The following is a 14,029-nucleotide window of genomic DNA, read 5'->3' as shown; positions in this document are numbered from 1 at the left end:
CGTAAGAACCGTCTCGGCTCAGCCTAGTTGTTTTTGTGCATCATTTTTCGGGTTTCGTGCGGCATGAGTTTTGGACCAACGAGATCTGGTCGGATCGGTTCGCGGCAGCCTCGGCAGCACGACGGTCGGCATATCTGGATTTTGGCGGGTGTCGGCGACGCGCCTGAACAGGCTTCGCTTCAATTCTCTCCGAGCACGATTTTCCTACGTGCCTTCGACGGGCTGGAAGTCGCGCTGGCCGGCGAAGTGCTATTGACCGGTCCTCGCCGATCCATTTCCCCGAAGTCCGGCCGTGGAGCTCCTTTCGAAGGTGGACATGCTTTGACCGGGCCAAGAGCTGGTTGGCGGCCCGCGGGCGGCGCGACGGCCGAATCTCCTGATGGAAGGTATGTCGCCGAGTTGATGGAGTTGCTCGCTATCGATCGTAAAAGTGCGCCGGCTTGGCTTATGAGTGCGATCGGACAAGCGCTCGTTTCTCTACGCGAGAACAAATTGCTAAGAACCTTCTACGCCGCACTTCTGGCGCAGGGTGTCGCGACTTCGGTATCCGTGGGGCAATGGGGGACATGCGACTTCGACGAGTGGCGATTCCGTGGTCACGCGCGTCCGATTGATCGCTACGTGAGGAAGTTATTTGCGATCAAATGCACGACGCGGGCGGCGGCGCCTAATGCGGAATTGGCGGCGCCATCCAACCTTTCGGACATGTGTCACACGGTGATACCGAGTGCGTATTTCGTCTGCGTTCGGAACAGCAGTGTTCAGAAGCGCGGCGATGGCTTGGACGTCGATGTCGAGGTTGAGGCTGGTCACGTTCCGCCGGCCGATTGGATTCCGAAGGAAAGGCGCAGTACCGCTAGGTTCGAGATCGAACCACCCGGCGCATCGAGCCGATCGACGCTCGTCGTTCCCTCGGGGCAACGTAGCAGCACGCAAAGGCTGCACTTCAATACTCACATCAAAAAAGGGCAGGCGCACATAACCGTGCTGGACGAGCACAAGCGCCGTTATGATCTGCCGATTGATCTTGCCTGACACGCTCGGTAAGACCGGACAAGCAGGGGCGTGGAACGGGACGATTGCGCCGTTCGCATGCGATCAAAGTTCACTCATCATCGAGAGCGCTCGGCATCCCCGTTGACCGCCGCCAAAGGTGAACGTGACCTGATCAGTAGGCCGACGGCACCGGCTCCTCCACGACAAGTCGGCCTAATCGGGATACGTTCGCCTTCTACCAAGCGTGAATCAGATATCGACCCAGCTCGGTATTCTCAGGGACTTCCGCCTTAGCAGTGAACTTTTGACGGGACGCTGCGCGATCGGCGTCCGGCGTTTGCCGCCGGAAGCCACACTACCTGGGCGGCGCCGTATCTTGAGGAAGGGAAGGTGGTACGCCGTTCGCTGTCCCGGGGTCAGGCTGCAGCCTGTGCCCACTGACGAGTCGCATGTTGCGAATAGAGATCAGGAGCGCGACGCAACTGGCGAGGGCGAAACCGTACAGTAGTTGGGTATAATCTTCGGCCGAAAGGATGCCTGCATATTGCAAGGCCAACAGGCTTCCAACGGCCGCGATCGAGGCGACGTTGCCTACGATCGCCCAAGGAAAGGCCTTGAGCGCATAACTTCGTAGATTCGCGTATGGAGCTTTGTCGCTATCCAGCAGTGCCAGAAGTGTGGATGCGGTGAGCGCCATCCCGAGCGCGAAGAGAAAGTCGATTCCAGGAATGTAGGAAGAGACGACGTAGGTATGGATACGTTGCCGATACTTCTCTCCCGTCGAATGGTACCGTGTGTCTATACTTGCCAACAGCTTCGAGATCTCTTCTAGGCGCGAGGCGTCCTCGCGCATTCGTGCCTCGAGCTGGGGCCGGGACTCGCGATAGCGGGTCAAGATATGCCCCTCCACGGCCGACCGCGCGTCCGCATACCCGAGCTCCGTTGATCGCGCTTTGGTAATCAGCGCATCCAGCGACACTCCCGTTCGCCTCGGGAATTCTTGCCGGATAGCGAGACAAAGCGTGCGGGCGTACTTGGGCAGGCTGGTGCAGGCACTGGCCTTAGCGAGGAGGCCGTGAAGGCGCCACGTCTTTTCCAGCAATGCCGCGTTGGCCGAAGCGGAGGCCGCGATGGCCGCGAGCGTGCTTTTGGCATCTTCAGCGGCCGAGGACGTCGCGGCGAATGTCGATGCTTCCCCATCGAGCTCGGCGTGCACTTGCGAAAGGTTAAGCTTCGCCGAAGCCTGCATGTCGGCCAAGTCTTGACGGAGCTGCTCCAACTCCTGAGGCTTTTCGATTTCTCCCAGCGACGGTAGCGGAGGAGAGCCTTGATTCAGCAGGCTGGCTGTGCGGCTAAGACCCATTTCGAGTTGCGCCGTCTGCAAGCTGCCGAGACGCTCGAGAAGTGCCTTGGCTTCTTCTTCGTTTTTCTCCAACTCGATTTTGACCAGCGTCCCGCTGCCGACACATGGGCGAACGATTTCAGCGATGCTCCGTCGCATCGCATCGCCGGCGGCGTCCGCGGCTCCGCCAAATCTGCGACCAGCTTCGGTGGCGGCCGCGGGTTGGACGAAGATTTTTACCAAAGCCTCGAGGACGCAACCATTGGCCAAGAAGACCGCGAACCCCTTGAGCGGATCGCCCTCGTCGAAGGCACGCAAACCGGAATTGGCGAGACTGTCGAGCAGGAGGAGTATGTCGGCGTCCCGTGCTCTTTCGATGTCCTCTGAAAACGGCAGCAAGCCCGCGTTTGTCTGCGCCTCCCGTGAGCCAATTGCGGCCTCGACCTGTCTCAATTCTCCCAAGGCGGCGTCGCAATCCTGCCGAAGTTTCGGCAACGTTCCTTGACTGGTTTCGTAGCTCGAGAGGTCCTTTCGATACTGGCTCACTTGCTCCGAATAGCGATCTGACCGGTACCTTCTCTGATCGTCCGAAATATCAGTGAGTTGGGACGGAGGAGACGGTTCGTACGGGCGCGTCATGCGCTCGATCGCCGACACCTGGCTCTGCAAAGCATTCAGTCGGTTCGCGACCTCGCCCCGGCGCTGCTTCAGCGGAGCCAAAGCGCGGGCGCACTCCGACAGGAATTGATCGCGTCGAGCCACGGCGGGACCCATGTTCGTTCGGGAAAGCAGCGGATCGACCATAGACCGCGAAGGTGCGGCACCGGAAAGCGCGATATTCCAGATTATCGGGGGGATTGCGTCGCCGAAATCAAGCGTTGCAGAGAGCTTGTTCGCTTCGAGGTCTCCCGGACGGATCAGGATGTTTGCCAACGAGGGGAGATCGAGCGCCTCCAACGGCCCTTTGGAGGCTTCGTCCGCGAAACGATTGAAAATCGGCAGTATGTCTGGTCGCTCGGACGCAATACGATCCCTCAATCCTTCGAGTCGGTTCTGATCGAGAGCCGACTTCAGGATATTCGACCATGCGGATATTGCGGGACCTTGCAACACAATGCTGCCCGTCGACATGCCCGCTTGCGTCGGAACGCGCAGCCAATCGTCGTCTTTCGGAAACGCGTCGGCGAGGCGATCCGTCAGTTCGAAATAAGCCGTCATCGGCATTCCTCGGATTCACCGTCGTTAGGGCGATCCTGAAAGTCCATCGAGGATGCGGTCGATCGAAATGCCCTCGTTGCGGTAGTAGGTGGACTTTGAGGCGCTATTTGGCTCGGTGAGCCAGCCGCCGCTGTGATGGAGCGCCACAACGTCCCACGCCGAGTCGAAGACGGGCGATCCCGATGAGCCGGGCAGGGTGTCGGTCAGATACTGCACGCGACCGTTGCCCGCAAAGACGACTACATTGGAGAATAGCGAGATTTGCTTCGGCCCGCCGCCGGGATGTTGAACGATGTTGACGTGATCGCCAACGGCGAGTGCTTTTCTTTTCAAGGCCAGCGCGCCCCATCTGGATACGGGATCGCCTTCAAGCGTCACGGCTGTCCAATCGTCGGCCACTGAGGTGCGTAGCGTCTCGGGTAGCAGACCCACTTCCTCGATCTTTGCATCGAGCCCGTCCACCGTCTGCTGATAATTGAACTGAACGACTGCTCCACGAGCCGAATCCTTCGTGGGTAGCACGTGGTTGTTGGTGATGAGGACGTTTGCTTCCGTAATGAATCCCGATCCGGAACTGCCATCCTCCCGCTTTACCCGAACGACCGACTTTGATCGCGTAAGACCGATCTGGAGGTAGTTGATAGGCACGAGCGTACTCTTCTGGCCGATTATCTTCTCCAGGCCCGATGCCTGTGGGCCATTCCAGTTTGTCGCCTCCGGTCCTTTGATGGTGGGCGGCGGGCGCCCTTCCTTTGCGCGCTTGAGCGATTCGTCTCCCGGAAACTCTTCGAGCGCCGCATCGACGATGGCATCCGTTTTGTCTTGCGGTTTGGCGTACTGAAGGATGTTGAACCACGTGCTGATCGCTTTGCTTTCAAAGGTGATGAACGCGGTCCGTAGGCCAACCTTCGTAGCTATCCTGCGAGCATCGCTGTCCAATGGATAGAGGTTCGCGAGAATCTCATTGAGTTGGGCGAGCGCCTGATAATCCCACTTACTCAAAGGCCGTCCTCATACTGAAGCGAGTACAACAACGCTTGTTGCTTCCCGGAGGAGATTGCATATTCGACCAGACGTGTGGCCTCATCTCCGATCGCTCCTCCCTGAGACCATCGTCGCCATTCGATTCCTGCATTTGCGGAAATCCGTTTTAGGTCCGTCAAGCCCGCGGCTTGCGAAAGACGCTTGACGAGGACCTCCGTGAAGTCGATGCCGCGGATAGTATCTTCGACCCGACGCTCGATCAGGCGGAGCTGGGCGCGCTGATCTCGTCGCAGGGACTCCGGACTGGTGAATTCGGCGTCCCACATAGGCTCGGCGATGTCGGCTGCGGTGAGATAATTTCCCTCACGATCGTTGGCCAGACGATAGGCCTCGAAAAAGCGGGAAAGGTCGGCTCTAAACCCTTCGTCTCTCGTATCGGCGGTGGCGTAGACGAAGTCGAACAGCCGGACGGGGCCGTCCCAGTATTCCATGATCGAAAACGGATGGGCTTGGATCGGCGCCCCATCCTCGACGTCCAGCACGTTCTCCACGTTATCTAGGACGAGGCAGCCACGCGGCAATTGCTGCATGATCGGAAACTGCGCCGCCCATTGCAGCGGCATCGCCCTCCAGCGCGTCGCGCCACAAACGATGACGCTGCCTTCCCGCAGTCGATGGTGGTCCCAGACATCGGGAGAGATGAGTGCGGGAACCCCGGTCGAAGCGTTACAGGAGGCGGTCAAGGTCGCCAGCCGGTAACCGCTTTCCGAAGGTGACAGCTTCAACGTACCGACGCCACCTGAAACGGTTTGCGATTTTCCTCTTGGAGTGTAGGTCAGCCAGCCGTCGCTCTTCGATTCGATCTGAGAGGGGTGCACGGTCCGCATGCGCTGCGAGCCCGGTAGCCAGTAGAGACCGGGAACGCGAGCGACCCACTCGCTCACCGCGACCTTATAAAGAGTGCTTACGGTGTCCCATCTGTTCGGATCGGGTGAACTTGTCCGCCGCCCGGGCCGCCCTTCGTCCAACCTCGTGTGCGAGTGAAGTCTTAGAAGATCGCGCCAGATCTCCTGATCATCGTAGAAGCCAGACCCGTACGCAGGCGCGCGGGCCTCTTCTTCGCCGATCTGCCCTTCGGCCAAGGGGGTGTCGGCGAGAGAGTAATTGGCCAGAGCCTCTCCGACTTTGGCCGACTGCACGCCGATCTGAAGTCCATTCGACATTCGACCTCCCTGGCGCCTCGAATATCTCGAGGCGGCCGGTCGCCAAGCCGTACTGGCAGTAGAATAGCCACCGTTGCACATCTGTCGAGTGTGTTGTCGGCGCGGGCGGGGTTGGGCGAGGATTTCGGCCTGGTGAGCCTCAATTACCGGGATCTATCACAGAGCCGCGTGGGCGCGCGTTTTCTCCGACGAGGGGCCCTCGATAGATGCGCCTGCCTTCGGGGTGACGCAGCTGAGTGGTTTAGCGCGGACGCGAGCCGGGCTGGAGGGGCGGCGTCCCCTTAGGAGGGTCTACCGCGCCTCGCAGCGGGGCAGCGATACTACCGCCTACGACATTATCCCGAAAAACATCCTGGGAAACTGTTTGCGTCCGAGCGCAGCGTGCTCGCGAACGGCCTAGCCTGGCCGACCCCCTTCTTCCTCGCCCCTTCCCCTGTCCCTTCCGGTCGCCTCCCATCCGAATGCATCCGAATGGTCGACGTCGTCGCCCCTCAGGCCGTATCGCGTGATCAGAAAAGTTTCGAGCGACTTCTCATCCACCCTTGAGAAGTGGACATCGAGATCCCACCACCTCAGATATGCGATCTGGAATGCACGACGGTGTCCGCGCAGCATCTCGTCTGTGATGAGATCGGGATCGATCGCGGAGTCCGGCCGTTCGACGAACTCCAAGGCCGGACGGAGCCTTTCCATGGCATCCGTCTCGGACGCGATATCGTCGGTCAGAGGGTGTCGAAGGTTGATGGCGGCATTCGCGATGATCGACAGGATCTCCCAATCCTTCAGGCCTTCGGTGCGCCATTCGGTCAGGAGCTTACGCCGTTCGGGATGAGCCATGAGACGCCGGGCCGTGAACCCGATACAGGTGACGCATTTTTCGTACCTGATCTCGATCCGTTTCAACGCTTCCTCTTGCGAGTAGCCGGGTCCAGGCCCCCCTTTGGGATCGAGCTGCGGATGGCTGCGGCACTCGAACTTGCGGTCCGCCAGCAGAGGCTGCGCTGCCTGTCGTCCATCCCGGTCGAAGTTCGCGTCGTCCACCCATTCTCGATGAAGTTCGCGATAGGGAAGCGCGACGTGGATCTTGCCGGCAGCGTCGAGGAAGGCTTCCTTAATGACGGTCTCCAGGCGATCGGTCGGGAGGACCGAGAGTAGATTGAGCACTCCGGCGATCGGCGCGAGGGTTTCGGATGACCAGCGGCGCAGGTCCTTTCCGGACAGCTCTCTGCGGATTCCAAGATCCACAGTTACCGTGCCGTTGCCGGTGTTGCTCTCGTCGATCTTGATGTGAGGCCGCTTCTCGGAGAGCGAGATGTTAAGATGTACGCGCGCCGACAACAGACAGAGGTCGCGGCCGGCTAATGAGACCAGCGCTATCTGCAGGCTCGCGACGAACTCTTCGGCTACAGCGATGGTCTCAATATCGTTGATGAAGCCAGCGGTCCAACGGATTCCGAGAGCGGACCAACTGATGGTGCGCGAAGCGCCTAGATCACCGAATGGCCGATCTAGGAAACTTTGCTCCATCGTACTCCAGACTTCGTCCCATGTACCTTTGGTCCAAAATCCTTCGGTATCGAGCGACGCCCGAACGACCGACTCTCGAAACGGGGCGGGCCAGATAGACAGCGCGCGATCGACCGCCGCGAGTTGGGATGGTCCCGACCGGGCGGCGAAGCCGCGGAGTGCCGCTGCCTGGCCAAGTTGCTTTTCGATATCCGAGTGCTTCTGCTGTTCGAGTGGATCGGGATCCTGCTCGAAGTGAGCGAGCATCGCGAACAGGAGAAGATGCAGATACGACACGGAATTCCCAGCTCCGTCCTCGGCGTCCGCCGCGCAAAAAAGCAACTTCGGGGCCGTGGACGCGACCTTGAGGTCGTCGGACGAGCGGGCGAGGTAGGCAGCCGCGAGAGCCACATACTTTGCCGCGTAAGCCGCGCCGAGTTCGAGGTACGACGTCGCGAGCATGAAGCTCGCCTGCTGAAAGCGTACCATCGAGTCCCCGGTGAACCACCGGACTTGGATACGATGCAGATCGCGCACGGCGCGCAGTAGGTCGTCGGCCTCGTAGAACGCCAGAGCGCGCTCGAACGTGCTTTCGGTCGCGAGCACTAGTCCTTGTCGCTTGGCGAGCAGTTCGTCGACGCGTTCGGCGAACTTCTCGAATCGGGGGTGGTGTCCCAGTGTACCGGTCATCTTAGCGAGATGACTTGCGAACTCGGCGATCGGAAACAGCGGCGTCTCTTCAGCTTCCTCCAGCATCCGCTCCCAATCGTCGAACGTCTGATCGACGGAAGGTTCCGCCCCGGGGCCGTCCGGAAGCAGCTTCAGATAGCCGCGAATGTCGAGCAGACCGCTCCGTCGTCCTGGCCCCGGCGCAGTCGCGATCTCCCGATCGAGAAGGGAAAGCAAGTTTGTCCGCCAGGCGAAAAGATCGGCCGGCTCCATGTCGAGCTGTCTCAAAAGCAATCCACCGAATGCATAGGTCTGAAGGACGGCCGCGTCCTTTAGATCCGCGACGGCGAGCCAATCCCCCAGATCGGTGAAATAATTCCTCAACCTGTCTGCCTGGCTCGTCATTTCGCCTTTTCCGCGTAAGTGGGCGACGGCGATTTCGTAGATGGCGGAGCGCTGCAGGTGCCTGGGAGCGGGTGGCTCGAGGAACCTCTCCATCAATCCGATCCAGAGCAGGAGATTCGGTCGCGCCTCCTCGTGGAACGTGGCGCGACGTAGACCGAACTTGATCTCCGAGAAGTCCGCGGCACTGAGCGGCAGTGGCGTGCGGGAGATCCAACGTCGCAGCAGTGTCCCGTACCAACCGTCTTCGTCAGCCACCGCGGGGAGGATCTCGGCAGGAATGTGCAGGAATTCCTGTGCGATCCAGAAGACGTCGCGGTCCGCCAGCAGCTCGGCGATTGCCGTCCCGTCGAATATCTCCAGGGCCACGCCGTAGTTCTCGGTGGCCCATTTCTGCAGCGCATGACGCTTGGCGATCGGTAGGTTTTGTCCGAAGAAGCAGAATATTTCTTCGACCTTGCCTCCTTTCGTCGCAGTAGCGACGTCGGTCCTCACCTTCTTTTCTATCCGCTTCTCCAATGAACAGCAGAATACGGCCTTGCCGTCCGACACGTTGCGGTCGAAGAGACCGATCTTGGCCCCGGTGCTGTACGTCTCGAAATCGCGTCCTTGGTCGCCGCCGGCGCCGACCGGGCCTGTCGCGGGTATTATGTTTCGATAGATCCGCGCCCGCGCCAGATGCCGGCAGAGGCTTTCGAATTCGTGATGGCCGTTGCGGGCAGAAAGTTCACCGAGATGAAAACGGATAACGTTGGCGAGCTTGACGGGCGTCAGCCGGCTTGGTGGCGCAGGGACCGGATTCATTTGCTTTCGTTCGCATCCTTTGTCGTTGATGCCGATGTGTCCTCGTCAGCCGGTCTCCGGCTAGATCATTCCTGGTCCAGGAATCTCTGGGTTGCTCTGAGCGTCGGAATGAGCTCGTTGTCGGCATAGATGCACCCGGTCGAGTCGATTGGGCGCTGACGTTCTTTGCCGCTTTCGGACGGGGAGTGCCCTTCGCCCCTGGCAAGCCGCTCGACCATCGGACCATATCCGGGGCGCCATGCTTCGGCGCCAGGAAAGGTGGACCGGAGCGCGGAAAGTATGGCCATGCCCGAGTAGTCGAGGTCCCCCCAGAAGAACGTAGTGACATCGGGCATCGAGAACAGTGCGATTTCGAAATCCGTCATGGCGCCGGGTGAACTATCGCGCGAATAATAGATGCTGACGCCCTGTTCCTTGCGAAGTCGCTGCGCCGCTCCGCGGAAGCCGCTGGAATAAATGAGTGCGGTATCCACCAAATCCGTACGTCGCCGCAGGCGTTCGAAGCTCACATGGTTCTCGACAAACAGGAACGATGATGGGGTACGCCGCAAGTGAACGTTCAGGATGATGGGCTGCTCCGGGAACGGACATTCGTCAAGTTCCAAAAGGGCGGCAACGACGTCGCCGCGGCCATCAAGGATCTTCGATAACCCCCAAAAGACTCGAGATGACACCTCACGCAAGAGCAGCGGTTCTCCGACCATATCGCGGATCGAAAGGAACCTGGCGAACACCTCGTCGATAGGCCGTCGGCCCAGTTCGATCGGAGAGGCCGACAATTTCGCGACTGTCGCTGGCGGTAGCGGTGGATCATGTAGCTCCAGCAGGGAGCGCCAACGGGCGGAGTACGAAGGTGCTTTTCGGGGTCGTGCCAGCGCCGCGCGGACGGCATCCTCCGTCGAATCGCTCCAGTCGATGTCGATGTATGGGCGCCGCTCTTCACGCGAACCATGTCTGCGGTGAAGCCGATAGCCGATCCTGAGTATTCCCGATGTGGCGAGGCCGTCGATGCGGGCCCAAGCCACTTCCCGCGTATTTAGGCTGTCGGCATCATAGATCTCGGGAGCCAGTTCGGCGTCGATATTCAAGCGCACCGCATGCGTACGTTCGGCGGCGGGCCGACTGTCGAGGCGGTCGAGCGCACGGCCGAGTATCCGGTGAACGAAGGGATCGCGAAGTATACGAGTGGTGTCGTCCGAGGCAACGGAAGCGCATTTCATGAACCGCCGCCCGACTGCGCGATACGGCTTCTGTCGTCCTTAACGACAGAAAGCTCTGGGGGATCGGTGCTCTCGAAGGACGCCCTGACTTTGTCGGTGGTCGCTTTTCGATGCGTGTTGTAGAGCGCCTCCACTCGGGCGCGATCGAGATTGATGACGTTCACATCCGATCGCTCACCCGCTTGTGTCGTGTACTTGGAGAAATTGATCCGCACGTCGAATTCATCGAGCACCGCTGCCGTGGACCGCGTCGGCGCCGCGCAGACGATCTGCAATCCGAGCTCCTTTAGGAAACGCAGCACTCGGCGTGTGCGCGTCTCGTCCATTTGTGCGAAAACCTCGTCCAGAAAGATCGAACGGAAGTGCGCCTTTTTCTGCTGTGAGAACAGCTTAAATGCGGACGCCATCACAGCCGCTCTTATGACATAGATCGGGGTCTCCGACTCGCCTCCGGAACCGGAGCCCCATTTCGAAAGAAGGACGGCTGCATCGCCGCGCGCACGTTGGAAATCGTAGGTGCGGTAGTTCCGATAGTCCGCGATGCGACGCAATTCCGTCAACGCTCGCTCACCATCCTGCTCATCGAGGAGCAGATCGCGAATTCGGATCAGCGTATCGCGTTCCGCGGGTTCGAGTTCCGGCGCGGTAAAGAGATCAAGGTTGACCTTCCTGGTCTCGCTCAGGCCTCGGATTTTCTGGAACAGGCGGATATAGTCCTCGAATTCGGACCTAAGGGAGTGAACGAGCTCGAAGGTGTCGCCGCCGAAATTTATATGCTCGAGATTTGAGTTCAGAACGTTGATGGTATCGGGGCGACCTTCGACGTTGCTCAGGACCGTCGAACAGAAATCGGTCGTAAAGGAAGAGCTGAAGCTGCGTTCGGCCATGTCGCATTGCGCCCGCCGTTCCGGCAGCCCGGTTTCCTTTTGGCTTCGGATCTGATCGCGGAGCTGTCGCCAGATGTCATGCATCCATGTCGTAACAATTTCGGCAGAGTGGCGTGGCATGTAGCTGAAGACGGGCACGTCGATCTTCTGAAAATCCAGCGCGTCTCGATTGTAGGCGTCGAGTTTGTTGTTGACGTTGTTTACCGCATTCGTGACGGCGTTCGCGCGCTCGCTGCTCCGCCGTTCGTGGGAGGTTACGGGTCGCTTCGCTGTTATCTCTCCTTCGAAACGCTTTGGCCATTCGTCCGGCAAGAGGAATGCTGTCCTCATCAATTCTTGATGCCCGTCACGCGCCCGTTCGGCGGCCGGCTGCAGGGCTTCGAGTGTCTGGGTGTCCTTTTCGATCTGGCCGTCGAGGGAATTGATCGTGATTTCCAGGCCGCCTTTCTTCTCCCGTAGTTTGCCGACCGCACGGGCGAGCTCGGTGATTTCGGCGTCGAGGCTTTTCGACTGCGCCTCAAGTTGGTCGAAACCGGAGAGGTCGAGCTTTGAAAGGTCGTCGCGCCCCATTTGCCTCAAGCCCGCGGCATCGTAGAAGTCGGAAGGATCCTTGGTACCGAGTGCTAGTGAGGCGGGGCTCGCAATCGCAAGTGCATCTACCAGCTTCTTCTGTTGCGCAGCGAGCCGATTCTTTTGGATCTCGAGTTCTCTTCCGCGACGAAGGAGGATCTCCCGCTGTTTGCGGCGGATCTCTGCGCCGAAAACCATTTCTTCGTCGGGGCACCTGCGCTGTTGGTAGCGATAGCCTTGCGTCGACCAACCGTCCTGCATGACGCCGCTTCGTGTGCCCTTGAGCGTATCGGTGTCATGAACCCTGATGGTGCGGCCATAGCGGGCCTTGAGATAGCCGGCACCTTCGACGTCCTTGTCGATCCTTAGCAAATGAATGATTGAGTCCGTCTCAACCCTTGGATTGTCGCTGATCGCAAGGGAAAGTTGGGGTACCGAAATGTCGCCACGACGCCCCGAATTCTCGCGGCGGAAGGCTTTCGCGTGCTTCACGACGTCGGCTTCGAAATTTCTGTCGTAGAGCACCGTAAAGCGATCGTAGCCGATATAGCCCTCGAGAGCGGCCTGCCATTCGGGCTTGGCGACGTCGACTACGTCGCAAAGAACGCGGGGGTTCGCCTCAGGTAGCTGTGTCCTCAATCGCGTGAGAAACAGATCGACCGCTGGCGGATATTCGACTTCACCGACCTTGAGCCGCTCGGCACGTCGCAGGATGTCGCGGGCTTCGGTGGTTAAGTCGTTGAGCTGTTGGTCGACGTTTCGGTAGGCCTGGTTGAGGGCTGACCTCAGTCCAGTTTCGGCGTTGATGGTTTCGTGCCAGGCCGTCGTGAGGCAAGTTATTAGCGCGGTCGTGATCCGCGTTACTTCAGGAAGGGCGCTCTCGGCCAGATCGAGATCTATTGCCTTCAAGGCTGCCTCGAGGGCGGGTAGGGATATCTCGTTGAATTTCGTGCGTAGGGCGGAGACGGCTTCCTTTTGCTGCGCCAGTTCGGGGATGGCGTCGACGGCGTTCTCTATGATGGAGATGTCCTTCGACGATTTGCTGAAATCCCGGACGGCTTCCGCGAATCGTGTCGTGACGGCGTCCATCAAGCGTTGTTGCTCGTTGATCAGGTTTTCGAGCTCGATCTTCTTCGCATAATTGGTGTGATCGTGCATTCGCACGATTACTTCACGAAGTTGTTCGCGCTTAAGGACCTCAAGTGCGTCGCCCTTGCCTATTTCGTCGTTGACGGAGGCCAAGGCCGTGGCCTCGATTTTGCGTTCCTCCAGTTTTTGCCCGCGCGCCTCCTGGACATCCAGCGCTTTGCGGATGTCGACCAGGGCCTTGAACATCCGCTCGTCCATGAACGCTTCGAAGGCGTCATGCAGTTCCTTATCGGCCTCTTCGAGCCGAAGAATGTTTCGCTCCATCCGAGCCGCTTCGATCTTCAGCTTGGTCACTTCTCGGATGGTTTCGATGAGCCGCTGAATAAGGCCCTCGTTGTTGACATTTTCGAGAATCTCTTCCCGAATGAGACCGTCGATGTCGTTTGGTTGGCGGTACGCGATCGCGCTCACAAAGGCCTTTACGGCGGCATCAGCTTCTTCACGGGAAACCGGCGTCGTATCGCCCTTTAAGTGGGCATAAAGCATCGACAGGTATTCGCCGTTTGTCTTGAAATCTCGTACGCTCGGGCCGTATTTGAGCCGAAGCGACACAAGGAGCTCAGAGGGTCTCAACACCATGCCGGGGCCGGATGTGAGATCCTCCAGGCCGGCGACATGGCCCCGAATGAGAACGCGTGTGACGTCGTTCACTGGAGCCGCGTCACGATCGACGGCCGCCTCTACACCTACGATTGCCGTGAATGGTTCTCCGTAGGAGCCGTCGTTTGCATCGCGGTTCCAGGAAACGCAAACATACCCGTGCGCACCCGCCGGTCGGAGAAAGCGACCCATGCCGTCGCTTCCGACGACGTAGGATGCAAGAGTCCGCTGCGTCTTTTTCGACGATTGGCCCGCTTGGGCTTGAGCGGTGTTGAATTTGGATTTCAGGCTGCCGCCGCCACCCATAACGGCCACGACGGCGTCGATGAGATGCGTTTTCCCCGAGCCGCTTTCGCCGGCCAGAAGCGTATACGTTCCGAGCGGGTAGTCCCGATCGGGAAGACCACCCCAATTAAGCGTTGTGACCTGAGCGATATGCATTAAGGATCCCAGAAACTC

General features: G+C 59.5%; 7 protein-coding genes. 1 reads left to right on the top strand and 6 read right to left on the bottom strand.

All coding sequences use genetic code 11. The features are described from left to right. Positions 1-141: 141 nt before the first annotated feature. Positions 142-1,035 (top strand): hypothetical protein, encoded by an 894-nt coding sequence (locus QA640_RS42655; protein ID WP_283038582.1) that lies wholly within the window; start codon positions 142-144, stop codon positions 1,033-1,035. A 316-nt stretch (positions 1,036-1,351) separates the two neighbouring features. Here QA640_RS42655 and QA640_RS42650 read toward each other — a convergent pair whose 3' ends face one another. From QA640_RS42650 to QA640_RS42625, 6 genes are all read right to left on the bottom strand, one after another. Continuing rightward, positions 1,352-3,556, bottom strand: coding sequence for a hypothetical protein (locus QA640_RS42650; RefSeq protein WP_283038581.1), 2,205 nt, complete (start codon positions 3,554-3,556; stop codon positions 1,352-1,354). 24 nt (positions 3,557-3,580) lie between these two features. Continuing rightward, the gene (locus QA640_RS42645) at positions 3,581-4,558 is read right to left on the bottom strand and encodes a trypsin-like peptidase domain-containing protein (protein ID WP_283038580.1); all 978 of its coding nucleotides are present in this window, start codon (positions 4,556-4,558) and stop codon (positions 3,581-3,583) included. Further along, positions 4,555-5,739: a hypothetical protein gene (locus tag QA640_RS42640; protein WP_283038579.1), complete on the bottom strand. Its 1,185-nt coding sequence runs from the start codon at positions 5,737-5,739 to the stop codon at positions 4,555-4,557. The genes QA640_RS42645 and QA640_RS42640 overlap by 4 nt, the downstream gene beginning before the upstream one ends. 420 nt (positions 5,740-6,159) lie before the next feature. Then, complete coding sequence (locus tag QA640_RS42635) at positions 6,160-9,144, bottom strand: hypothetical protein (protein ID WP_283038578.1); 2,985 nt, start codon at positions 9,142-9,144, stop codon at positions 6,160-6,162. A 65-nt stretch (positions 9,145-9,209) separates the two neighbouring features. Continuing rightward, entirely contained in the window at positions 9,210-10,364 is a 1,155-nt protein-coding gene (locus QA640_RS42630) for a Wadjet anti-phage system protein JetD domain-containing protein (RefSeq protein WP_283038577.1), read from the bottom strand. Beyond that, positions 10,361-14,011, bottom strand: coding sequence for an SbcC/MukB-like Walker B domain-containing protein (locus QA640_RS42625; RefSeq protein ID WP_283038576.1), 3,651 nt, complete (start codon positions 14,009-14,011; stop codon positions 10,361-10,363). Before QA640_RS42625 ends, QA640_RS42630 begins: the two co-directional genes overlap by 4 nt. Positions 14,012-14,029: the final 18 nt, after the last annotated feature.

It is taken from the genome of Bradyrhizobium sp. CB82 (assembly GCF_029714405.1).
Lineage (GTDB): Bacteria > Pseudomonadota > Alphaproteobacteria > Rhizobiales > Xanthobacteraceae > Bradyrhizobium.
The sequence above is the reverse complement of the archived record's forward strand: the minus strand, read 5'-3'. Positions and strand labels throughout refer to the sequence as shown.